This window comes from Aestuariibius insulae, from assembly GCF_040783535.2.
In the GTDB taxonomy this organism is placed as follows: Bacteria; Pseudomonadota; Alphaproteobacteria; order Rhodobacterales; family Rhodobacteraceae; genus Aestuariibius; species Aestuariibius insulae.
In genome coordinates this window covers 943,755-965,660 of the sequence record NZ_JBFONW020000001.1, presented here as the reverse complement: position 1 = coordinate 965,660, position 21,906 = coordinate 943,755, and the positions used below count along the sequence as shown (strand labels likewise).

The following is a 21,906-nucleotide window of genomic DNA, read 5'->3' as shown; positions in this document are numbered from 1 at the left end:
ACAGGCTAGAATGAGCACCCCGCAAGACGCGACGCCTCTCACTACCCATATCGGCGCCGAATTGCCTTATCTGCGGCGCTATGGCCGCGCTCTCACCGGAAGCCAGAAAAGCGGCGATGCATATGCCGCGGCGACGCTCGAAGCGATCTTGGAGGATACGTCTGCCTTTGAAGGAAACATCGCTCCGAAAACAGCTCTCTTTCGTGTCTTTCACTCGATCTGGGACAGCTCAGGCTCGCGGATCGAGGATGCGTCCGACGGGCTGGAGGCAAAGGCCCAGGCGCATCTAAGCCGGCTGACAAAGAACACGAGGGAAGCGCTTCTTCTCAGATCGCTCGAAGATTTCCCCCCGGCCGAAGTCGCAACGATCATGCAAATCGACCTGTCAGAGGTCGAGCATCTGCTCTCCGTCGCCGAGCAGGAACTCTCCGACGCGATCCAAGGCCGTGTCCTGATTATCGAAGATGAAGCCATCATAGCCATGGATCTCGAAGCCTTGGTCAAGAGCATGGGTCACGAGGTTGTTGGGCTCGCGCCAACCCGGACCGACGCGGTCGAGATGGGCAAAAAAGAGCGACCCGATCTGATCCTCGCGGACATTCATCTGGCGGACAAATCCTCCGGCATCGACGCCGTAAACGATCTCCTCGGCCATTTCGGAGAGATCCCGGTGATCTTCATAACCGCGTATCCGGAACGTCTTCTCACTGGCGAGCGTCCCGAACCGGCCTTCCTGATCTCCAAACCCTATGTCGAAGATCAGGTGCGGTCCGCCGTCGGTCAGGCGATGTTCTTCTCATCGACTGAAACTCTGAAGGCCTAAAAGTGGAACCTTGAGGACGGTCAGCCCGTTCCTCAAGGAACCCCATTGGACGGAGAATGATATGGCCCAGACGGCAACGAAGGACGCAACACCGATCAAACCCGCTGAAACGAACGACAAAGGTGATCTCAATACGCAGATCGAACTTCTTCAGCGCGACCTTGGCAGCTTGGCCGAAACCACGCTTGCCCAGCTCGATCAGCTTCATACGGAGGGGCGCGCCCGCGCCAAGAACCTGACCGACCAAACGAACGAGTTCGTAAGGTCACAGCCCGTTACCGCGCTCGCCATCGTGGCCGGAGTTGGCTTTCTGGCGGGATTGATGAGCCGCCGTTAAAATATATAGATTTGTGCCTATCCAGCACGAATCACTAAAATTGCAAAAGGCCGCTGAACGGACACCCGGTTCGTCGCGGCCTTTTCTTTTCAGACGTGACAGCTTTTCAGAACCACCATTCAATCTCACTGAAACACCAAAGCAGCGCTGCCCACTCGATCACGCGAGAGTACGGCCCACGAACGCAGCCTGAACCCAAGACAGCGGCCCGACATACGCCCAGGCGTCCTTCAAAACCTCATGCCAGGGCACCCGGCCCCCGGCTCAATTTGTATCAGACACCCAGTGAGATCCTGTCGGGCAGTCAGATCCCGCTCCAAAATGACAAGAGATCCAGACACCACATGTCCTGACCTGCTTCCATCAAAGATGGAACACTTCATGAACCTCTGCATTTAACTACGACATAGGCAGGAACGAAGTACCAGTATGTCGACCAAGTGCAAAAATTGTCCGCTCCGTCGCCACGACATCTTCGTGAAGATGACTGCGGACGAAGTCCGCTTTACCCAGAAATTCAAGAAGGGAGAGCTGACAATCGACCCCGGCACACCTCTCCTTGTGGAAGGGTCCGGCAGCCCTCAGCTTTATAGCGTTCTTGAGGGGATGGGGCTACGTTATATGACACTCGATAATGGTCGCCGCCAGGTCATCAACTTCGTATTCCCCGGTGATTTTCTCGGCCTGCAAGGCGGTATCATGACCGAGATGCAGCATTCGGTCGATGCGGTCTCGCCCATGACACTCTGTGTCTTTGACCGTAGCGAGCTGTGGTCATTTTTCCGCGCACATCCCGAACGCGCCTATGACCTGACGTGGCTCGCCGCCGTCGAGGAGCATTTCCTTGGCGAAGCGCTGGCCTCCCTCGGGCAGCGCAGCGCCGCCGAAAAGATTATCTGGGCCTTTCTCAGGATCTTTCAGCGCGGCACCGCGTTGGACCTCGTCGAAAACAACACGATGCCGTTCCCGTTCCGGCAACAGGATCTGGCCGACGCACTCGGACTTTCCCTTGTCCACACAAACAAAACCCTGGCGCGCCTGCGTGACAAGCAGATAGCAGCGTGGAGAGACGGGATGCTGACAGTCCACGATATAGACGGCCTCGCGCGGGAAGGCGGCATTCGGCCTGATCCTCTTCCCGAACGCCCGCTCTTCTGATGTCGGATCGCGACCTTACCAAAGGCCCGGTCTGGCGGGCACTCGCCTCGGTCTCTGCGCCAATGTCTCTTGGCATTCTTGCAGTGCTCAGCGTCGGAATCGTCGATGCCTACTTCCTGGGTCAGCTTGGCGGCGCTCCGCTCGCTGCCGTGGGATTTCTCTATCCCGTCGCCACCGCCATCACATCGCTCTCCATCGGTCTCTCGGCGGGCGCGAACACCGCCGTCTCCCAAGCGATCGGACGCGGTGACGACGAAAGCGTCCCGAGGCGTCTCGCGCTGCATGCGTTCGGGCTTGGTGCGGTTCTCTCCCTGATCGTCGCAGGGCTCTTCTGGGTCGGGTTCCGCTGGCTCTTCGGCGCGATGGGCGCCTCCGACGAGGTGCTCAAGGAAATCGCGGAATATGCGCCGTGGTGGGCCCTCTCCTTTCCGTTCCTTGTCGTCATGATGATTACCAACGCCGTATTCCGTGCCCACGGGGACGGGGCGACCTCCGCCGTGACGATGATCTTCTCTGCCCTCGTCAACATGGCGCTCACTCCGATCCTGATCTTCGGCTGGTGGATCTTTCCGGAAATGGCGACCGAAGGCGCAGGTCTGGCAACCTTTATCGGACGCGCCGTGGCAGCAGTCGCCGCCATCAGCTACGCAATCTGGCGCGGCCTGCTCCAGTTCCGCTGCGAGCCGTTCAAGAACATCCCCAAATCCGTCAAAGAGATCGGCAGCGTCGGCCTGCCCGCGTCTTTCTCCAATGCGATCAATCCAGCAGGCATGGCAGCGGTCACGGCGGCGGTTGCCACACTGGGCGAAGCAGCCGTCGGCGGCTTTGGCGCGGCAACGCGCGTGCAATCGGTCGCAATCGTGGCGCTTCTGGCGCTGTCCTCGGGCATCGGACCGGTTGTCGGCCAGAACTGGGGGGCCGAAAAGAAAGACCGGGCGCGCCGGGCTGTCCGTCTATCGTGGCTCTTCTGCCTGATCTACGGACTCGCCATCGCGGCTCTGTTGACCCTCTTCGCCGGGCCGATCTCCACCGCCATGGCGTCAAGCGAGGAGGCCGCTGGATATGCCGCGCAATATCTCAGCATCGTCAGTTGGAGCTTTGTCGGCTATGGCGTCATCATCACCGCCAATGCCGCGATGAATGCTCGGTCAAAGGCGCTTTGGTCGATGGGGCTCAGCCTCTCGCGGATCCTGATCTTCTATCTTCCGCTGGCCTGGATCGGCGTGACGCTCATGGGCTATCCCGGCATCCTTGCCGCCGCTGTCATTGCGAACCTCGCGGCGATCTATGGCTCTTACATTGCAGCACGAGCGACAGATCTTCTGGAAACCGATATCGGCCTGATCAGAAAGCCCGCCGAACGGATCTCAGGCTAGTCCGACAGAAAGGACAAAAGCTCCGCCTCTCCGGCGCGCAAACCGGTGCGGCCACCGGGGTCAAGACCGGCAAGGCGCTCCTTTCTCTCCGCGTTATCCATCTCAGCCAAAGAGATCACATCTGGATGAATGTAGCTGCTTCGCGCGATCGTCGCCGTGTTGTGAAGCTGCTCGGCCGCCGCTTCCGCCATCGTCTTGATGGTCAGAGACCCGTCGCCCGCCGCCAGCGCGACCCGGAACGCTTCCCGGGTCCCGTTCCAGGTGCGAAAGGTCTTCGCCGATACGCCCTCTCCGCAAACGTCATGCAGAAACCCATTTACCTGCTCGGACCGCACCGACCGCGCAGTCCCGGCGTCATCGGTCCAGCCAATCAGATCCGCCCCAGGCAGATCCGCTGTTTTCTCAAGCGCCGATTGAAGCGCATCTCCGTGCAGGACTTTGGAGATCATCTGCCCGCCCTTTGCCGCGTAAGTCAGATCGACCTCTCCATCGCCAAAGGTTGCATGCCGCGTCCGAAGCGTTGTGGCACCATAAGTTCCGTTCTCATCGCGATAGTCGGGATGCCCCAGCCGCAACGAGGCTCGGTCAAGCAAGGCCAGGATCGCGGCAAGCGCAAGATCCTCGCTTCCTTTAGGCTCTTTCAATCCCTCCGCGATCCTGCGCCGCAGACGCGGCAGCATCGTCCCGAAATGCGCAAGCCCGTCATATTTACGAGCTGCCTGCGCTTCAGCCCAGCTTTGATGATAAAGATATTGCTTACGTGTCCGCTCGTCCCGCCCCGTTGCCTGTAGATGACCGTTCTGAAGGGGAGAGATCCAGACATCCCCGTAAGCGGGCGGAACGCCGATAGCCTCGATCCGCTCACGCTCCTTGGTGTCATCAATTCCCGTGCCATCCGGAGCGATATACTGAAAACCTCGACCCCGCCCCTTTCGGCGAATTCCCGGCTCGCTGTCGGGATAGTAGATCAGATCGGGATCAAGCGGCGTCATCGACGGTCAGATGGGACAGCAGCCGCTGCTCGATCAGATCGAAGGATTGTCCGGAAAGATCGACTGCAACGGCCTTCATCACCTTGTTCTTCAGCGACAGCGGCATCGCCTCCCTTAAGACTTCAAGCGTCGGCTCAGGCGCCGCGATCAGCAGCTCCTCGAATTGATCCTGAGTGTCGGCATCCCGCAGCGGCTTCAAGAGTCCAGACGCGTCATCCCCAAGCAACAGAGGCTCAGCTGACGCCAGATCATCATCGGCCTTCACGGCCTCTTCGAAAGCGGCCCGAGACAGGCCGCCCCCGATCAGATCGCGCGGGATCTGCTTGAGGTGGCATTCCTCGCCTTCACCGAGATTTATGAAAATCTCGGCGTCCGAGGTGCCCGCCACGATAACCCAGATCCCGTGCGGAAGACGTGTCACGCCTTCGACAGCTCGCTGCCGGACTTGAGGACCTCGTCCCCGTCGTCCTGCTCGATCTTGTAGGCCGGCTCATCGTCGCTCGCATTGCGGGTGACTTCGTTCCCGTCGATCTTGAGCGTGATCTTCTGAGTGTACTTCTTCTGCACGGTCCCGGTCCCGGTACCGTTGCCCCAGTTCCACTCGACCTTATCGCCTTCGCTGTAATCGCTCATCACATCACTCCTTGATCTTGTCAGTCCCCGCAAATGCCTGAACGGCGCCGCGGGTTCCCTAGACCCGGCTGACCTTGATGCGCATCTCGTCTTTGACCTGCCCCCAGGCCAGCATCGCAAAGATCGCGGTGCCACCAACAACATTGCCAAGCAGAACCGGGAGGAAGAAGCCGAAGATCGCGCCGACCGCGCCCAGCTCGCCGATCCAGATCAGAAACGCCATTTCGACCGATCCGGCGACAATATGGGTGAAATCTCCCGCAGCGATCAGCCAGGTGAAGGCAAGGATAGTGAAGAACGCGCTATCGGTCTGCGGCAACATCCACACGATCGCCGCCACCAGAATGCCCGCCGGAATGCCTCGCGCAAAGCCCTGCAAAGGCGGCATACCCGTCGCGTGATAGGAAAGCTCGGTAAAGGCGGGAATGATTTCAGGCGGGATCGCGGGCGTAAACGCATAGACCGCCGCGATGGCAAAAGCACCGACGACATTCGCCCCCAGAACGATCCCCCAGAGCCGGGCGATCCGAAGGATCATCCGGCCTGAGAAATCGACCATCAAAGGCAAAACCGTGGTGATCGTGTTTTCGGTAAAAAGCTGCATACGGCCGAGGATGACCAGCAGGAACCCCAAGCTATATCCAATATTTTCAACCAGATAGCTTGATGGAACGTCTGGCAGATAGGTCCTTAGGATCGCTTCGGCCAGAACCGAAAAAGAGATTAGGATCCCCGCTCCGATCCCCGACCAGATCAAGGACCGCGTCGGACGGGCCAACTCTTCCTCACCGTCCCGCCGGATCACCTCATAAACCAGTTTCGAGGTCAGCTTGGCTGCTTCTTCGACGGATTTCTCTTCCGCCTTTTCTTCAAGCTCGCGCTCTTCCTCGGTCTTGGTATCTTCATCCGTCACGGCGCAATCCTCACGTCCAACGCTAGCTAAAGCATTGAACCTTCGATCAGTTCCCTCAGGCAGCGCTCCGCTGAAGCTTCACAGCTTCGCTGCGGGCCAGTCGGATCAGATGCGCCATAAAAGGCTTTGTCGTCTCCTCGCGCCGCGTCGCTGCATAGAGCCGCCGTGTGATCCCGCCTTTCGTCAACGGGCGAGTGATGTAGTCAGCACTTGTCCGCGCCTCCCGCAGCACCCAGTCCGGCAGAACCGACACACCGCGCCCCGAGGCAACGAGGATCAGGATCATCGCGGTCAGCTCCACCTGCCGGATCGCAGCAGGCTCAACGCCTGCAGGCATCAAAAGTTGGCTGAAGACATCGAGACGCGCGCGACCCACCGGGTAGGTGATCAGTGTTTCACCGCGAAAATCACCAGCCTCTACGAAATCCTTCGCCGCCAAAGGATGCGTATCGGCAGCCACAAAGACCGGCTCGTAATCGAAGAGTGGCGTAAAATCGACGCCATCCAACTCTTCGGGATCGGAGGAGACAACCAGATCGACCTCCTCCTTCTGCAAGGCGGGCAAGGCCCCAAAAGCCAGTCCCGGACGGATATCGATATCTACATCCGGCCAGTTCTTGCGAAACGCATCGAGAACCGGAAACAGCCACTCGAAACAGGCATGGCACTCGATCGCGATATGCAGCCGTCCGGCGCGCCCGGTCTCGAGCCCGGCAAACTCGGCCTCCAACGCAGCGACCTCCGGCAGGATCCGTTCTGCCGCTGCAAGCAGCTTCAGCCCCGCAGCCGACAGCTTCAGCGGCTTCGATCGACGCACGAACAGCTCCACCCCCGCCTGCGCTTCGATCCCCTTTACCTGATGGGATAGCGCCGATTGGGTCAGCCCCAGCCGCTCCGCCGCGCGGGCGAGGCCTCCGGTTTCGTGAATGGCTTGGATCGTTCGCAGGTGGCGAAACTCAATATGCAAATCAACCTCATCTTCAAAGTGAGTATTATGAAATTGTCTCACGCGGGTAGAATTGAAACAAGAGGTCCACTTAAGGAGTTGCCCTGTCATGCCGCGTCCATCCGTCTCTTTCGAAGTCTTTCCGCCTCGCTCGGACAAGGGGCGGGACACGCTTTTGCAGGCAACCCGCGACTTCGCGAAGGCGGATCCCGACTTCATCTCGGTAACCTACGGCGCCGGTGGATCGACCCGCACGAAAAGCGTTGAGACAGCGGCCCTTCTGCAAAGCCGAACCGGACTATCCATCACAGGCCATCTAACCTGCGCAGGCCAATCGCGCGCCGAGGTTCTCGAGACAGCCGAGGCCTATCGCGCCGCCGGGATCACCCGCATCCTCGCCTTGCGCGGCGACCCTACGGATGGCGCAGACCACTACACGCCCCATCCCGATGGCTTCGCCACAAGCTGCGATCTGATCGAGACGCTGGCCAAAGACGGCTTCGACGTCACCGTCGCCGCCTATCCAGATCCGCATCCCGACAGCCGGGGGACAACTCAGGATCTCGACTGGCTCAAGCGCAAGCAAGATGCCGGGGCAAGCGCCGCAATCACCCAATTCTCTTTCTCGCCAGAACGCTATCTGCGCCCGCGCGATGCCGCCGCCACTGCCGGAGTGACGCTACCCCTGATCGCCGGCATCCTCCCGGTCAAGGACTGGGACAAAGCGCGTCGCTTCGCCAAATCCTGCGGCGCGCCCATTCCACTCGAGCTCGAACAGGCCTTCGACACCGCCGAGCGTCACGACCGCGCGCGCCTCTTCGCGCTCACCCAAGCGACCGAGCTCTGCACCGAACTTGTCTCGAACGGTATGACCGATCTGCATTTCTACACGCTCAACAGCGCCGATCTGACGCTCGACATCTGCACAGCCCTCGGCGCCGCGCCCCGGCAGGATCCCTTGTCAAACGCCGCCTGACGGGGCAGCTTCCGCGGACATCCCGGAGGCCCCAATGTTTCATGCCAAGACGCCCGCCGACCTGCCGGATCCCGAGATCTTGCGCACCATGTCGGGTCTTCAGTTCATGCAGGCCATCCGCGACGGAACGCTTCCCGGCCCGCCCATCGGTGCCCGTCTGAATTACCGTTTGAACGAGGTCAAAGAAGGCCGGGTGACGTTTCGCGGCGCGCCGGGATTTGACATGACCAACCCGCTCGGGACGGTCCATGGCGGCTGGTACGGCACGCTTCTCGACAGCTGTATGGCCTGCGCGATCATGACCATGATCCCGGCGGGCACGACCTACACGACGCTCGAATACAAGATCAACATCACCCGCAGCATCCCGCTGGACACCGAGATCACCGCCGAAGGCCTCGTCTCCCATGCGGGCCGCTCTACCGGGGTCGCGACAGGAGAGATCCGGGGGCCTGACGGCAAACTCTATGCCACAGGCTCCACCACCTGCATCATCCTACCGCTGCCACCGAAAGCCTAATCGGCCAGAACCAGACCGATCTCCGGCGCCTGCTGCACAGCCTCGTGCAGCCGCTCCGATGGATCGCGCCCGACCACCCGGCGCCGGCGCCACAGGAACAGCTTCGACCAGCCGCGCCACGCCCCGATCGATGGCGCGCCCGCATCCTGTTCGTACCGGCTGCGCCATCCATCCGGCAGCTCAAGCCCGCACATCTCGAGCCGCGAGATGATCCAGACAAGCGGGATATTGGCTAAAGGCCGCGCCTCCAGAAACCCGCCCAGCTGCCCGCCGACATCACCGTGCGTGCCTCGAAACCAAACCTGCTCCATCTGCCCGGGCCAGTCCGGATTGCAGACCCACATCACCGGCGCATAGGCCATCCGCCGCTCTTCCAGAGCCAGCGCATGGAACCCGTGCCGGATCGCCGGGCCCAGCGCGTGGTTGTGAAAGGCGTGCTTTTCGGGAAGGAACCGCCAGAGCAGCGGCACCCGCAACCCCAGCGCCTTGACCGTATCCCAAAGCGCAACCGCCTCGATCTCCACCGTCTCGTGGCAATGGCGCGCGGCAAAGACCGCCGCCGCCTCGCTGTCCGGGCTGGCCTGATAATGGCGGTAGACCTCGCGAATATTGCGCTCGGTCGCGTCCTCGGCCCGCAAAAGGCCAATCCGGTCGATCACCCCGGCCAGCGACCGGACCGCATAGGCGCCGCGTGAAAACCCGACGAGGAAGATCAGATCCCCGGGCCGATAGCGCGAGGCCAGAACCCCGTAAGCCCTCTGGATCTGCCGGTTGATCCCGCGCCCCGCGATCACGTCCCAGGTCCTCGACCAATCACGCCACTGGATCCCGGCCTCATAATAGACCGTCAGCCCCAGACGTGGCCCCTGCTCGGATAGCAGCTTGTAAAGCAGCCCCGCATTCGTCTCGTGACCATCGTCCAGCGAGGACATCGTCCCGTCGAGAATAATCACATGGGAATGCCGCCCCCGCACAGCCGTAAGCTGCCCGCCCTCCCGTTTCGGAGCGCGGCCGATAAGCCCAAGAAGCCAGTCACGCAGCCGCACGCGATCCCTCTTTCAGCATCTCCCAGACCCGCAGCGGCGTGAACGGCATGTCGACCCGTTCGATCCCGAGATCCCAGACGGCATCCTGCACGGCGTTGGCCACAGCAGCCAAGGCGCCCACGGTCCCGGCCTCGCCGCAGCCTTTCATACCCATCGGGTTGGCGGTCGACGGCACCGCCTCGGTCGTGAAGGCGATGAACGGCAGGTCATTGGCCCGCGGCATCCCGTAATCCATGAAGGTCGCGGTCAGAAGCTGCCCGTCCTCATCATAGACCACCCGTTCGTTCCAGGCCTGACCGATCCCCTGCGCGACCCCGCCATGCACCTGCCCTTCGGCCAGCATCGGGTTGAGAAGATTGCCAAAATCATCCGTCACCGTATAGCGAACGACATCCATCCAGCCCGTCGCCGGATCGATCTCCACCTCGGCCACATGCGCCCCGTTGGGATAGGACCGCCCCGGAAGCTGAGCGCGCGCATGGTGATCGAGCAGATCGTCCCGCCCCGCCTGCCGCGCCATCTCGGCCGCCTCCAGCATCGTCGGCGCGACATTCGATCCCGCAATCCGGAACCTCTCGTCGTCAAAACTCACATCCTCGGCCCGCACATCCTCCCGCTCGGCCAGAAACGCCCCAAAGGCCCCGACCATCACGGCCACCGTCGCCAGCGTCGCATTGGCCTGAACCGTCGCCGACCGCGACCCTCCGGTCCCGCCGCCCTTGGCGATGATATCGCTGTCGCCCTGCACGACGCGGATCTTCTCCATCGGGATCCCCGACTGATCGGACAGGAAATGCGCGAACACCGTCTCGTGTCCCTGCCCGTTCGACTGCGTGCCGACATGGATCTCGGCCCCGCCGTCTTCGGTAAAGACGACCCGCGCGCCCTCGGAGGGATCGCCCAGAATACTCTCGATGTAATAGCACAGGCCCATCCCGCGCAGCTTGCCCTCGGCCTCCGATGCCGCCTTGCGCGCCGCAAATCCGGCCCGGTCCGCCTCTTCGGCCACCCGCTCCAGCACGCGGGGGAAATCGCCCACATCGTAGGTCTCGCCTGTCGCGCTCACGTAAGGAAACTGCCCCGGCGCGATGAAATTCTTGCGCCGCAGCTCCCAGGGATCGACGCCCAGCTGCCGCGCCGCGTGGTCCATCACCCGCTCAAGCACATAGATTGCCTCGGGCCGCCCGGCCCCGCGATAGGCATCGACCTGCGTGGTGTTGGTAAAGATCCCCTTCACCCCAAGCCAGGTCGTCTGCACGTCATAAACGCCCATCAGAACCTTCGCGAAAAGCTCCGACTGGATGAATTGCGCAAAGCCGCTGTTATAGGCGCCCAGATTGCAGCGGGTCTCGACCTTGTAAGCGGTAATCCGATGATCGGCATCGAAGCCCAGCTCGGCCACCGAGACCAGATCGCGCCCCCCATTGTCGCTCAGCATGGATTCGGTCCGCTCGCCCATCCAGCGGACAGGCCGTCCCAGCGCCCGCGCGGCAATCGCCACGAGAAACATCTCCGGATAGGCCATCGCCTTCATCCCGAACCCGCCGCCGGTGTCGGGGTTCGTCACCCGCACATCGTCCGGCTTGAGCCCCAGCATCCGCGCAATATCACCCTTCGGCCCCCAGACGCCTTGCCCATTGACGGCGACATGCAAACGTCCGCCTTCCATAATCTCGGCAAAACACCCACGAGGCTCCATCGAGTTCACGATGATCCGGTTGTCCTCGATCTCGAGCCGCACGCGGTGCGCCGCCGCCTCCAGCGCAGCCTCGGTCCCATCCCGGTCGCCCTTGCCCCAGTCGAAGGCCACATTCTCGGGGGCCTCCTCATGAAGCACCGGCCCGCCAGAGGCCACCGCGACATGCGCCTCGAGGCTATCAAGGTCCAGCTCAATCAATTCGGCCGCATCCTTCGCCGCCGCAAGGGTCTCGGCAACGACGAAAGCCACCGCCTCGCCCACGAACCGAACGCGCCCTTCGGCCAGCAGCGGCCGCTTCGGCGCCGCTCCCTTAGAGCCGTCCAGGTTATCGATGATCGACGCCCGCATTCCGTCCGTCACGCCAAGCTCTGCCAGATCGGTGGAGGTCAGCACAAGATGCACCCCCTCGACCTCGCGCGCCGCCTCTACGTCCAGACCGGAAATCTCCGCATGGGCCTCGCTCGAGCGCAGCACATAGCCATGCAATGCGCCTTCGGGTGCGATATCGTCCACATAGGCGCCTTGCCCGGTCAGGAACCGAAGATCCTCGACCCGTCTGACCGACTGGCTCTTGCCGAACTTTTCCATAGCCTGCCGCCCTTTCGCGTTACGCTGTCCCGCGCAACCTATCCGCCGCGCGTGGCAAGTCCAGAGCCGCATATCCGCGCAGCCTTTCCATCCGGTGAACAGACGCGCTCAGTCGTCCTGCGCAACGGGCGGAATACGGCTCTCGTCCAGCTGCCGGGGGCCAATGGCACCCTCCCACCACGTCTTTCGGCCCAGCCGGAACAGCCGCAGCCGGTCGCCCGGTTTATAGCGGTAATAGACATAATGCGGGATATTTTTCCGCACCCCGTAGATCCTGTCTTCGGTCACCCAGTTGAACGTCCCCCTGCCCGGAACAGGCCGCCCGTTCACCTTTCGCTCCGAAATCTGCATCGATGTGATCCGCCCCTCGACCTCCTCTCCCAGCCGCCGTGCCCGAATAGCGCGGATCACGCTGCCCCCGCGAAAAACGAAGAGCATGGCAATAAGAAGCGTCAGCGCAAAAAGAACCCAGCCAAATCCAGCCTCAGCCCGCCTCGTGCTACCCACCCGGGTCTCGACCTGCTTGGGCCGACCGGACAGATATCGGATCTCGAACCGATCTCCTTCGGCATGGGGCCAGGGAACGCTCCGATCCGACTGGTTCTCGATCCGCTCGCCCTCGACCTCGTAAGTGAAATGCATCCGGTGGGTCGTCTCCAGCTCTCCATCGCTGTTACGGCTACTGAAAACCTCGAAGGACTGCGCTTCGGCTGTCGTTATCCGGCCGTCCCGCTCGAACTGGGTCGCGGTGACGTCGGCGAGCAACCAGATCGCAAAGAAGAAAAGATAAAGCAGAACCGGCCCCCAAAAGAACATCCCCTTCGGCGGCTGCTCCCGCCAAAGCGTCCATGCGCTCTTCGGGTGATCCACGCTGTGCTTGTCCGGTCCGTCCCGCATTTCCCTTCCCCTTCCTGCAAGCCTTCGTTATCTCGCCCCCGACCCGGAGGACAGACATGCCGCTCGAAAAGACCTTCAACGCCGCTGAGGCCGAACCCCGCATCTCGACCGCATGGGAGGAGGCGGACGCCTTCAAGGCCGGCGCCAACGCCAAACCCGGCGCCAACCCGTTCTGCATCCTTCTGCCCCCGCCTAACGTCACCGGCTTTCTCCATGCGGGCCATGCCTTCAACCACACCTTGATGGATATCCTGACGCGCTGGCACCGGATGCGCGGCGACGACACGCTCTGGCAGCCGGGCCTCGACCATGCGGGCATCGCGACCCAGCTCGTTGTCGAACGCCAGCTCAAGGAAAGCCACAACATCCGCCGCCAGGACATGAGCCGCGAGGACTTCATCGCAAAAGTCTGGGAGTGGAAGGAGACCTCCGGCGGCACCATCATCGAGCAGGACAAGCGCCTCGGGGCCTCCATGGACTGGACCCGCGAAGCCTTCACCATGGACGACAATTTCCACGACGCCGTCATCCGCGTCTTTGTCGACATGTACGAAAAGGGCCTGATCTATCGCGGCAAACGCCTCGTCAACTGGGACCCGCATTTCGAAACCGCGATCTCCGATCTCGAGGTCGAAAACAAGGAAGTGCCGGGCCATATGTGGCACTTCAAATACCCGCTCGCGGACGGCCAGACCTATACCTATACCGAAAAGGACGAGGACGGCGCGGTCCTTTTCGAGGAGACGCGCGACTACATCTCCATCGCCACGACCCGCCCCGAAACGATGCTCGGCGACGGCGCCGTCGCGGTCCACCCGGACGATCCGCGCTATGCCCCCATCGTCGGCAAGCTCTGCGAGATCCCCGTGGGCCCCAAGAAGCACCGCCGCCTGATCCCCATCATCACCGATGACTACCCCGACCCCGATTTCGGATCCGGAGCCGTCAAGATCACCGGCGCCCATGACTTCAACGACTACGAGGTCGCGAAACGCGGCGGCATCCCGATGTACCGCCTGATGGACACTAAAGGCGGGATGCGCGCCGACGGCGCCCCCTATGCCGAGGCCGCGAGCCGTGCTCAGCAGATCGCAAATGGCGAGGACTTCACCGAAGCAGAAGCGGACACGCTCAACCTCGTCCCCGACGATCTGCGCGGCCTGGACCGTTTTGAGGCCCGCGCCAGGGTTGTCGAGCAAATCACCTCCGAAGGCCTTGCTGTCATGGTCCCGCCGACGGATCCGCGCCTCGGCAAAACCTCTGCACCACCCGCTCCCGAAGAAGGCGGAGAGCTGCGCCTCGACCAACTCGTCCCGCTCATTGAGGCCAAACCGATCATGCAGCCCTTCGGCGATCGCTCAAAGGTCGTGATCGAGCCCATGCTGACCGACCAATGGTTCGTCGAGACGCAAAAGATCGTCGGCCCCGCCCTCGACGCCGTCCGGTCGGGAGAGGTCAAGATCATCCCCGAAAGTGGCGAGAAGACCTACTACCACTGGCTGGAAAACATCGAGCCCTGGTGCATCTCCCGCCAGCTCTGGTGGGGCCACCAGATCCCAGTTTGGTATGGACCGAGTGTTGCCGATGGAAAGAGTCTCACAACTGACGGAATGGCTGCCCTGAATTTTTCTCAGCGCAAAACTTTCTGCGCTGAGTCTAAGGAGAGGGCCAGACAACTGGCCGTAGATTTTTATGGGGATGGCCCCGATATTATAGCGATTGATGATGATGCGTACGTCCCGGAGGATGGCGTTCGGAAGGAGGCAAATCCTATAGCATCTGGTATCGGCGTTCCCGACTTCGTTGAAGCGAATCGTATTGTCATCTCCCGCGACCCCGACGTCCTAGACACTTGGTTCTCCTCCGGCCTCTGGCCCATCGGCACGCTCGGCTGGCCGGATACCGAGGACCCCGCCTACCAGAAATACTTCCCCACCTCCGTCCTCGTCACCGGTCAGGACATCCTCTTCTTCTGGGTCGCCCGGATGATGATGATGCAATATGCCGTCGTCGGGCAACGCCCCTTCGATACCGCCTACCTCCACGGCCTCGTCCGCGATGCCAAAGGTCAGAAGATGTCGAAATCGATCGGCAACGTCGTCGACCCGCTCGAGCTGATCGACCGCTATGGCGCCGATGCCGTCCGCTTCAACATGGCTGCCATCGCCACGCAGACCGGCACGATCAAGCTCGATGAGAAACGCATCGAAGGCTATCGCAACTTCACCACCAAAATCTGGAACGCCTTCCGATTCGCAGAGATGAACGAAGTGTTTAGCGTCGCAAAATCCACCGACGCGATACCGACAGGATACCGACCGGATACCGCACCGACAGAAACTGTTAACAAATGGATCCTCGAGGAGCTGAAGCAGATAATTGAAGACACCGACCGGTGCCTTAAGGAGTACCGCTTCAACGATGCCGCTAACGGTTTGTATACCTTTGTCTGGGGCCGCGTTTGTGATTGGTACATCGAGTTCTCCAAACCGCTCCTCCAAGGCGACGACGCCGAAAAACGCACGGAAACCCAAAGGGTTATGGCTCAGGTCCTCGACACCTGCTTGATCCTGCTGCACCCGTTCATGCCGTTCGTCACCGAAGAGCTCTGGGCTGCCACCGGCGACCGCCCCGAGATGCTCGTGACCACCGACTGGCCCCAACCTATTGAGATCACAGGCGAATCGGCCATCCCCGAGATGTCATGGGTCATCACCCTGATCGAGAACATCCGCTCGGCCCGCGCGCAACTCAACGTTCCGGCCAAGCTCGATGTGCCTCTCATCAGCGTCCAGCAGGACGACCGTGCGACCTCCGCCTGGGAGAAAAACCAAAGCCTGATCAAGCGCTTGGCCAAGACCGAAGACCTCACCCACGGGGCACCGCCCAAAGGCGCGATCACCGTCGCAGCCCCCGGCGCGACCTTCGCGATGCCTGTCGCCGACCTGATCGACGTGGAGGCTGAGAAGGCCCGCCTCGACAAATCGCTTCAAAAACTCGGCAAGGAAATCGGCGGCCTCGAAGGACGGCTCAAGAACCCCAAATTCGCCCAGAGCGCACCGCCGGAAGTCGTTGAGGAAACTCAGGAAAACCTGCGCGCCAGGCAAGAGGAACAAGCCAAGCTTCAAGACGCCCGCGACCGCCTGAACGAGATCGAATAGACCGAACGTTGCGCAGACCGGAGCCCCATCCGGTCCCGCACGCCCTGCTGACGAAAAATTAAGGTGCTCGCGCCAAAATCTCGGCTATCCTAAAGTCTGTTCAGTTCGAGATCCGCACCATGCAAAACCACCCGATAGGCTCCGCCCCCGATTACACCAACGCCTTTATGGCGATGTCCGGGCTGATCCTGTTCATGACGTTCTTCGTGATCGCAGCGGCGGTCGGCTATCTCTGGGTCTTTCTCACGGCCTTCGGCCTGAACAAAATGATCGCCTTGATAAGTCGCAAGATCTAGTGTCCCACCAGGGCACTCGACGCCGCATCTAGCGCCCCGCTGCCATGAGGGATCTGTAACGCGCTCAATCCCGTCTCAATGCAGCCCAAGAGGCCCAACACCATGTGGGCGTTCACATGCCCCATATGCCCGATCCGGAACCAGCCCGACGCCGGCTCCCGCCCAAGTCCGATCCCAAGCGTCACGCCCATCTCGAATTCCATGAACTCGCGCAATCGGTCCCCGTTCTCCGCCCCAATCCCGACACTCGTCACAGCGCAAGACCGGGCGGACTTATCCTTTACGTTCAGATGCATAGGCCCTTCTACAGCCCAGGCCTCTCCTGCCGCCCAGACCGCTTCGGCCAGTCGTTCATGCCGCTGCCAGACCTGCTCGAGCCCCTCCTCAAAGATCATATCAAGCGCTTCTCTCAGCCCGTAAATATGGTGAGTCGGCGCCGTACCGTCGAAATACTGATAGTACTCCTCGCCCCCTGTCCGGGGCCGCCAATCCCAGTAATGCGTCACGTTCTGCGCCGTCTCCCGCGCGGCATCGGCCTTCTCGTTGAAGAAGACGAACCCCATTCCCGGCGGCGTCATCAGCCCCTTTTGGCAACCAGTCACCGTCACATCGACACCCCAGTCGTCCATCTCGAACCGGTCGCACGCTAGCGACGCGATGCAATCGCACATCAAAAGCGCCGAATGTCCTGCCACATCAATGGCTTGCCGAACAGCACCCACGTCACTTTTGACGCTAGTTGACGTATCGACAAAGACCGACAGAACCGCCTTGATCCGCCCTTCCTTGTCCACGCGCAGCGCCTCCTCGACCCGCTCAGGATCCACATCCCGCTCTTGCCCGAACTCCAAAAGTTCAACCTCGAGACCCAGGTTGGCGGCGATCGCCGACCAGCCATGCGCGAACCGCCCCGTGGCCAGCACCAGCACGACATCCCCAGGCGAGGTGACATTGGCCAAAGCGGCCTCCCAGACGCCATGCCCGTTCGAGATGTAAAGCGCGACCTCACCTTCAGTGCGCGCGACCCGTTTGAGATCCGGCAAGAGCGACCGGGTGACATCATGCAACTCACCCGTATAGATATTCGGAGCCGCCCTGTGCATCGCTCGAAGCACCCGGTCGGGAATGACCGATGGGCCGGGAATGGCAAGATAGGGTCGGCCATGTGCAAGGCTCATCGGAGGCTCCTTCGACAAAAGATCGACGTCATTCCTATCCGCTTCCCGGCTCGGGTCAATCTCCCGCTCAGAAAAGCATTGCCCGGAAATCGTTCACATTCGTATGCGTCGGACCCGTCGTTAAAAGTCGCGATCTTCGGTCAAAAAATGTCGCCGCATCATGGGCTTGCAGGCTATCTGCGATCTCGCTCTCTGATGCAGTATCTTCTGAGAGCCAAAGACCTCCGGCATGCGGCCCCATGCCGTCGATTCCATCGGTATCCGCCGCGAGAACGGAGACGACGGAAGGCGCATGCAGGGCAAAAGACAGCAGAAACTCAACGTTCCGCCCGCCCCATCCGGGATCAGCGCCCAGCGTGACGGTCGTCTCCCCGCCAGAGAGCAGGACGGTCCCCCCACCCTCTCCCGCTTTGATCCGAGCCGCCACGTCCAACGCCATCTGCCGCCCAACCTCTCGTGCCTCACCTTCGATCGCATCTCCCAAAATGACCGCTTTCAATCCGGCTTCTTCGGCGACCTCTGCGGCCGCTAACAAGGATGTCATTGGCGTTGCAATCAGGCGATAGTCCTGTTGGAAACAGTCATGCGTCGGATCTGGTAGAGGCTCGGCTCTCCTCAACTTTGCCAGTAATATCTCAGGGAGACGCCCTTCCAACGCCATCAAATCTTGATCGCAAGAGTGGCTTGCCACAGTCGGTCCTGAAGCAATCGCCTCGGGGTGGTCCCCTGGCACGTCGCTGATGGCGAGGGTCAGATGCGACGCTGGATGAACAGCTCGTGCGAGCCGTCCGCCTTTGATACGCGAGGCCAATTTGCGCAGACGGTTCATCCGGTCAATCGGTAGACCAGAGGCAAGAAGCGCTGTATTAAGTTCCTGCTTGTCGGCCAGCGTCCAGTCCTTCGCCGGCGCGCATAGAAGCGATGAGCCTCCACCGGAAATGAGGAACAGAGCGAAGTCATTTGGTCCCAGCGTCGCGGCCAGATCGAGGATCCGCTTCGTCGCGGCCAGACCCGCCGCATCCGGAACTGGATGAGCTGCCTCGATCAATTCGATCCCTTTGGTAGGAAGTCCGGCCCCATGCGGAACGATGACCAATCCCTCGCACGGCCCCCAAGACGCCTCAACCGCTTGCGCCATTCGCGCGCCAGCCTTGCCAGCGCCCAGAACGACGACGCGGCCCTCCGGACGCTCCGGCAAATGGGCGGGTAGGCAATGATGCGGATCGGCAGCGGCAACCGCTTTGTCAAATAGTCTGCGTAGCAAATCGGACTGCGACGCGCTTGTCCCGAACATCCTAAAATTCCCCCCAAACGACGGTGCTCCCATCAACATTGATTGTCAGGACCGGACTGACAAGGCGAAGCAAGTATCGGAAAACCACATAGAAATCGATGGTAATGATGATCTTATATCATCATCTTAAGATGGAATCTCATGCGCCTTGACCCACCAAGACGAATACAGAACAGATCTCGTAATGCTTTGTTTTAAGGCGACTATTCCAGATTTGCTCAGAGGGCGGGCATAGACGGGAGACATCGACGTCACCCTTCGATAGCGCTTGAACATTCTGGCGTCTGGTCGAAAGATGTTAACACAACGTCCATAAATCGAGGGTTCGGACATATCGAACCCCGCCTCAACCGGGAGATCCGATCTTATGAAACGCAGAACCCTTCTTGCCCTATCCACATCGCTCATGGTCGCGGCAGGCCCGCTTTGGGCGCAATTGACCGAGCATCCCGAAACCGGTGAGCCCTTGGCTGAGAACCAGACGTTCAGCTATCGCCTTCTCGATCAGTTCCCGACGCTCGATCCTGCTTTGAATGAAGAAACCGCAGGCTTTCACGCCATCCGTCAGCTTTTTGAAGCACTTGTCAGTCAAGATGCCGATGGCAACATCATTCCCGGCGTTGCGGAAAGCTGGGAGAATGAAGACTACACCAAGTGGACCTTTACGCTGCGCCAGGATGCCAAATGGTCCAACGGTGATCCGGTAACAGCCAACGACTTCATCTATGCGTGGCAGCGCGCTGTCGATCCAGCGACAGCCTCCCCCTACGCGTGGTACATCGAACTGTCCTCGATCGAAAACGCGGCTGAGATCCTGGCTGGAGAAGCAGAGCCATCTACGCTTGGCGCCACCGCAGTGGACGACTACACGATCGAAGTGAACCTGACGCAGCCGCTTCCTTTCTTCCCTTCGATCATCACCTACGCGACATTCATGCCCGTTCATCAGGCGACCGTCGAAGAGCATGGCGATGGTTGGACCGATCCAGAGAATATGGTCTCGAACGGCCCTTACATCCTATCCGAAATCGCCCTCAACGAGTTCTGGTCCGCTGCGAAAAACCCCGAATACTGGGATGCAGATAGCGTTATTATCGAAGAGATCACCGGCTTTATCATCAATGACGTCAACCAGGCTCTGACCCGCTGGGAGGCCGACGAGTTCGACTTGATCGAGCCGCTTCCAGCCGGATCGTTCCCTCGCCTTGAGGAGCAATACCCTGACGAGGCGACCTCTGTCTCGCGCCTTTGCTCCTACTATTATCAGTTCAATCAACGTGAAGACGCGCATCCCGCGCTACAAAATCCTGACGTGCGCCGCGCGCTTAGCCTTGCGGTAGATCGGGACGTGATCGTGGACCAGATCCTCCAAGGCGGCCAGCTTCCAGCCTACAACTTTATCCACGCCAATACCGCAGGCTTCGAAGTGCCCGAGATCGATTATGCTAGCATGACTCAGGCGGAGAGGGATGAGGAGGCCAAGCAGCTTCTTGAGGAGGCTGGCTTTGGCGAAGGTGGCGAGCCTCTCGAATTCGAGCTGATCTATAACACCTCCGAAAGCCATAAGCAGATCGCGACCGTCATCAGTCAGATGTGGAAGCAGAAACTCGGTGTCGATATCTCGCTTACCAACTACGAGTGGTCGACCTATCTCGATCTTCGCAAGGCTGGTAACTTCGATCTGGCCCGCTCAGGGTGGTGCGCGGATTACAACGAAGGCTCGACCTTCGTGAAGATCCTCAAGACGGACCACGAGAACAATGACGGTAAATACTCCAACCCCGAGATAGACTCGATCCTTGAGACCGTTCTGACCTCGGACGACCCGAATGCAGGTTATGCCCAGATCGAAGAGCTTTTGGCGGCGAACATGGGAATGATCCCGATCTACCACTATGCCAACACCTTCCTGCTCGACAGCACGATCAAGGGCTGGCCATACAACAACGCCGAAAACAACTGGTATGTGAAGGACTTCTACCGCGTCGCGGCAGAGTGATCCGGCATCGTTCCGCGCACCCCGGCATCATGCCGGGGTGTCTCTTTCAGCCTGTTCTTGAGGCAGGCCCCCTCCCCGACACTCTGCGCGCTCCCTTTCCCCTTCAAACGCACGCGCTCGTGTCCATCCGCCGGGTCCCGACATGCTGACCTATATCCTGCGACGACTGGCCGTCGCGATCCCAACACTTTTGCTGTTGATCGTCTTTTCCTTCATCCTGATGGAGGCCGCTCCCGGCAGCCCGTTCGACACTGAGCGCGGCGTGCCGCCTCAGGTTCTCGCCAATCTCGAGGCAAAATACGGGCTCGACCGCCCGATGATCCACCGGATGGGAATCTATATCTGGAACGTCGTCACTCAGTTTGACTTCGGCCCGTCCTTCACTTTTTCGAACCGCACCGTGAACGATTTGATCGCGCAGGGCTTCCCGGTGACCCTGACCTATGGCACCTACGCCTTCATCGTTGCCGTCCTCGTAGGAGGCTCGCTTGGGATCGCCGCAGCAATCTACCACAACTCCTGGCTTGATTATCTGGCGGTAGGCATCTCCATTGGCGCACAGGTCCTGCCAAATTTCGTAATGGCCCCAATACTGGTGCTTATCTTCACACTCTGGCTGGACTGGCTTCCGGGCGGCGGTTGGCGCGGTGGGCAGGCGCAGTATATCATCATGCCGGTTATCGCCCTTTCGACCTCCTACATGGCGTCCATCGCCCGTCTGACCCGCTCTTCGATGCTTGAAGTGCTGAACGCCGGGTTCATCCGCACCGCCAAGGCCAAGGGCCTGCCCATGCGCCGGGTGATCCTCCGGCATGCGCTGAAACCCGCGCTCCTTCCGGTTATCTCATACCTTGGACCCGCCTTCGTGGGCATGATCACCGGATCGGTGGTCATCGACGTGATCTTCTCGACCGGGGGCATCGGGCAGTTCTTCGTCAACTCCGCGCTCGCCCGCGACTATTCGGTGATCATGGGCATCACGATCCTCGTCGGAGCGCTCACCATCCTGTTCAACCTTTTGGTCGACGTGCTTTACGCATGGATCGACCCGAAAATTCGGTATTGAGGAGACGT

The 21,906-nt window shown here is 60.7% G+C and carries 20 protein-coding genes; 10 read left to right on the top strand and 10 right to left on the bottom strand.

Features of this window, described 5'->3' with window-relative positions; all coding sequences use genetic code 11:
- Window positions 1–10 precede the first annotated feature (10 nt).
- The 4 genes from AAD018_RS04635 (at window position 11) to AAD018_RS04620 (ending at window position 3,694) form a co-directional block, all read left to right on the top strand.
- Window positions 11–823 (top strand): response regulator, encoded by an 813-nt coding sequence (locus tag AAD018_RS04635; protein ID WP_367313290.1) that lies wholly within the window; start codon window positions 11–13, stop codon window positions 821–823.
- 61 nt (window positions 824–884) lie between these two features.
- A complete protein-coding gene (locus AAD018_RS04630) occupies window positions 885–1,160 on the top strand; it encodes a hypothetical protein (RefSeq protein WP_367313291.1) in 276 nt (91 codons plus the stop codon).
- A gap of 429 nt (window positions 1,161–1,589) precedes the next feature.
- On the top strand, window positions 1,590–2,318 hold the full coding sequence (locus tag AAD018_RS04625) for a Crp/Fnr family transcriptional regulator (RefSeq protein ID WP_367313292.1): 729 nt from the start codon (window positions 1,590–1,592) through the stop codon (window positions 2,316–2,318).
- Entirely contained in the window at window positions 2,318–3,694 is a 1,377-nt protein-coding gene (locus AAD018_RS04620; protein WP_367313293.1) for an MATE family efflux transporter, read from the top strand. The genes AAD018_RS04625 and AAD018_RS04620 overlap by 1 nt, the downstream gene beginning before the upstream one ends.
- Here AAD018_RS04620 and AAD018_RS04615 read toward each other — a convergent pair.
- The 5 genes from AAD018_RS04615 to AAD018_RS04595 are packed head-to-tail and all read right to left on the bottom strand — an operon-like array spanning window position 3,691 to window position 7,199.
- Window positions 3,691–4,686: a DNA topoisomerase IB gene (locus tag AAD018_RS04615; protein WP_367313294.1), complete on the bottom strand. Its 996-nt coding sequence runs from the start codon at window positions 4,684–4,686 to the stop codon at window positions 3,691–3,693. The two genes, AAD018_RS04620 and AAD018_RS04615, sit on opposite strands and share 4 nt — an antisense overlap.
- Complete coding sequence (locus AAD018_RS04610) at window positions 4,673–5,107, bottom strand: baeRF12 domain-containing protein (RefSeq protein ID WP_367313295.1); 435 nt, start codon at window positions 5,105–5,107, stop codon at window positions 4,673–4,675. Before AAD018_RS04610 ends, AAD018_RS04615 begins: the two co-directional genes overlap by 14 nt.
- Window positions 5,104–5,319, bottom strand: a complete 216-nt coding sequence (locus tag AAD018_RS04605; protein ID WP_367313296.1) for a hypervirulence associated TUDOR domain-containing protein — start codon at window positions 5,317–5,319, stop codon at window positions 5,104–5,106. Before AAD018_RS04605 ends, AAD018_RS04610 begins: the two co-directional genes overlap by 4 nt.
- 58 nt (window positions 5,320–5,377) lie before the next feature.
- Window positions 5,378–6,232, bottom strand: coding sequence for a formate/nitrite transporter family protein (locus AAD018_RS04600; RefSeq protein WP_367313297.1), 855 nt, complete (start codon window positions 6,230–6,232; stop codon window positions 5,378–5,380).
- Between the two features lie 55 nt (window positions 6,233–6,287).
- Window positions 6,288–7,199 carry a LysR family transcriptional regulator gene (locus AAD018_RS04595; protein ID WP_367313298.1) on the bottom strand — a complete coding sequence of 304 codons (912 nt, stop codon included), beginning with the start codon at window positions 7,197–7,199 and terminating at the stop codon, window positions 6,288–6,290.
- Window positions 7,200–7,287: 88 nt separating this feature from the next.
- On the opposite strand from AAD018_RS04595, the gene AAD018_RS04590 reads away from it, so the two are divergent.
- Window positions 7,288–8,154: a methylenetetrahydrofolate reductase gene (locus tag AAD018_RS04590; RefSeq protein WP_367313299.1), complete on the top strand. Its 867-nt coding sequence runs from the start codon at window positions 7,288–7,290 to the stop codon at window positions 8,152–8,154.
- 34 nt (window positions 8,155–8,188) lie between these two features.
- A complete protein-coding gene (locus AAD018_RS04585) occupies window positions 8,189–8,674 on the top strand; it encodes a PaaI family thioesterase (protein WP_367313300.1) in 486 nt (161 codons plus the stop codon).
- Here AAD018_RS04585 and AAD018_RS04580 read toward each other — a convergent pair.
- The 3 genes from AAD018_RS04580 to AAD018_RS04570 all read right to left on the bottom strand — a co-directional run bounded on the left by AAD018_RS04580 (window position 8,671) and on the right by AAD018_RS04570 (window position 12,904).
- The gene (locus AAD018_RS04580) at window positions 8,671–9,720 is read right to left on the bottom strand and encodes a DUF2235 domain-containing protein (protein ID WP_367313301.1); all 1,050 of its coding nucleotides are present in this window, start codon (window positions 9,718–9,720) and stop codon (window positions 8,671–8,673) included. The genes AAD018_RS04585 and AAD018_RS04580 overlap by 4 nt on opposite strands.
- Window positions 9,707–12,007 carry a xanthine dehydrogenase family protein molybdopterin-binding subunit gene (locus tag AAD018_RS04575; protein ID WP_367313302.1) on the bottom strand — a complete coding sequence of 767 codons (2,301 nt, stop codon included), beginning with the start codon at window positions 12,005–12,007 and terminating at the stop codon, window positions 9,707–9,709. Before AAD018_RS04575 ends, AAD018_RS04580 begins: the two co-directional genes overlap by 14 nt.
- A gap of 108 nt (window positions 12,008–12,115) precedes the next feature.
- On the bottom strand, window positions 12,116–12,904 hold the full coding sequence (locus tag AAD018_RS04570) for a DUF3592 domain-containing protein (RefSeq protein ID WP_367313303.1): 789 nt from the start codon (window positions 12,902–12,904) through the stop codon (window positions 12,116–12,118).
- A 56-nt stretch (window positions 12,905–12,960) separates the two neighbouring features.
- Between AAD018_RS04570 and AAD018_RS04565 the strand changes: the two genes are divergently transcribed.
- Together AAD018_RS04565 and AAD018_RS04560 are read left to right on the top strand one after the other, a co-directional pair.
- Entirely contained in the window at window positions 12,961–16,065 is a 3,105-nt protein-coding gene (locus tag AAD018_RS04565; RefSeq protein ID WP_367313304.1) for a valine--tRNA ligase, read from the top strand.
- A 119-nt stretch (window positions 16,066–16,184) separates the two neighbouring features.
- Window positions 16,185–16,361, top strand: coding sequence for a hypothetical protein (locus AAD018_RS04560; RefSeq protein ID WP_367313305.1), 177 nt, complete (start codon window positions 16,185–16,187; stop codon window positions 16,359–16,361).
- Here the strand turns inward: AAD018_RS04560 and AAD018_RS04555 are convergent.
- Entirely contained in the window at window positions 16,358–17,539 is a 1,182-nt protein-coding gene (locus AAD018_RS04555; protein WP_367313306.1) for a pyridoxal-phosphate-dependent aminotransferase family protein, read from the bottom strand. The two genes, AAD018_RS04560 and AAD018_RS04555, sit on opposite strands and share 4 nt — an antisense overlap.
- Before the next feature lie 67 nt (window positions 17,540–17,606).
- Window positions 17,607–18,833, bottom strand: coding sequence for a glycerate kinase type-2 family protein (locus AAD018_RS04550; protein ID WP_367313307.1), 1,227 nt, complete (start codon window positions 18,831–18,833; stop codon window positions 17,607–17,609).
- A 367-nt stretch (window positions 18,834–19,200) separates the two neighbouring features.
- Between AAD018_RS04550 and AAD018_RS04545 the strand changes: the two genes are divergently transcribed.
- Window positions 19,201–20,832, top strand: coding sequence for a peptide ABC transporter substrate-binding protein (locus AAD018_RS04545; protein ID WP_367313308.1), 1,632 nt, complete (start codon window positions 19,201–19,203; stop codon window positions 20,830–20,832).
- Window positions 20,833–20,974: 142 nt separating this feature from the next.
- Complete coding sequence (oppB, locus tag AAD018_RS04540; protein WP_367313309.1) at window positions 20,975–21,898, top strand: oligopeptide ABC transporter permease OppB; 924 nt, start codon at window positions 20,975–20,977, stop codon at window positions 21,896–21,898.
- Window positions 21,899–21,906: the final 8 nt, after the last annotated feature.

Excerpts from the sequence above, each read along its gene's own strand:
- AAD018_RS04635 (WP_367313290.1), top strand. The coding sequence starts at position 11 with ATGAGCACCCCGCAAGACGCGACGCCTCTCACTACCCATATCGGCGCC.
- AAD018_RS04630 (WP_367313291.1), top strand. The coding sequence starts at position 885 with ATGGCCCAGACGGCAACGAAGGACGCAACACCGATCAAACCCGCTGAA.
- AAD018_RS04625 (WP_367313292.1), top strand. The coding sequence starts at position 1,590 with ATGTCGACCAAGTGCAAAAATTGTCCGCTCCGTCGCCACGACATCTTC.
- AAD018_RS04620 (WP_367313293.1), top strand. The coding sequence starts at position 2,318 with ATGTCGGATCGCGACCTTACCAAAGGCCCGGTCTGGCGGGCACTCGCC.
- AAD018_RS04615 (WP_367313294.1), bottom strand. The coding sequence starts at position 4,686 with ATGACGCCGCTTGATCCCGATCTGATCTACTATCCCGACAGCGAGCCG.
- AAD018_RS04605 (WP_367313296.1), bottom strand. The coding sequence starts at position 5,319 with ATGAGCGATTACAGCGAAGGCGATAAGGTCGAGTGGAACTGGGGCAAC.
- AAD018_RS04590 (WP_367313299.1), top strand. The coding sequence starts at position 7,288 with ATGCCGCGTCCATCCGTCTCTTTCGAAGTCTTTCCGCCTCGCTCGGAC.
- AAD018_RS04585 (WP_367313300.1), top strand. The coding sequence starts at position 8,189 with ATGTTTCATGCCAAGACGCCCGCCGACCTGCCGGATCCCGAGATCTTG.
- AAD018_RS04575 (WP_367313302.1), bottom strand. The coding sequence starts at position 12,007 with ATGGAAAAGTTCGGCAAGAGCCAGTCGGTCAGACGGGTCGAGGATCTT.
- AAD018_RS04570 (WP_367313303.1), bottom strand. The coding sequence starts at position 12,904 with ATGCGGGACGGACCGGACAAGCACAGCGTGGATCACCCGAAGAGCGCA.
- AAD018_RS04565 (WP_367313304.1), top strand. The coding sequence starts at position 12,961 with ATGCCGCTCGAAAAGACCTTCAACGCCGCTGAGGCCGAACCCCGCATC.
- AAD018_RS04560 (WP_367313305.1), top strand. The coding sequence starts at position 16,185 with ATGCAAAACCACCCGATAGGCTCCGCCCCCGATTACACCAACGCCTTT.
- AAD018_RS04555 (WP_367313306.1), bottom strand. The coding sequence starts at position 17,539 with ATGAGCCTTGCACATGGCCGACCCTATCTTGCCATTCCCGGCCCATCG.
- AAD018_RS04550 (WP_367313307.1), bottom strand. The coding sequence starts at position 18,833 with ATGTTCGGGACAAGCGCGTCGCAGTCCGATTTGCTACGCAGACTATTT.
- AAD018_RS04545 (WP_367313308.1), top strand. The coding sequence starts at position 19,201 with ATGAAACGCAGAACCCTTCTTGCCCTATCCACATCGCTCATGGTCGCG.
- oppB (WP_367313309.1), top strand. The coding sequence starts at position 20,975 with ATGCTGACCTATATCCTGCGACGACTGGCCGTCGCGATCCCAACACTT.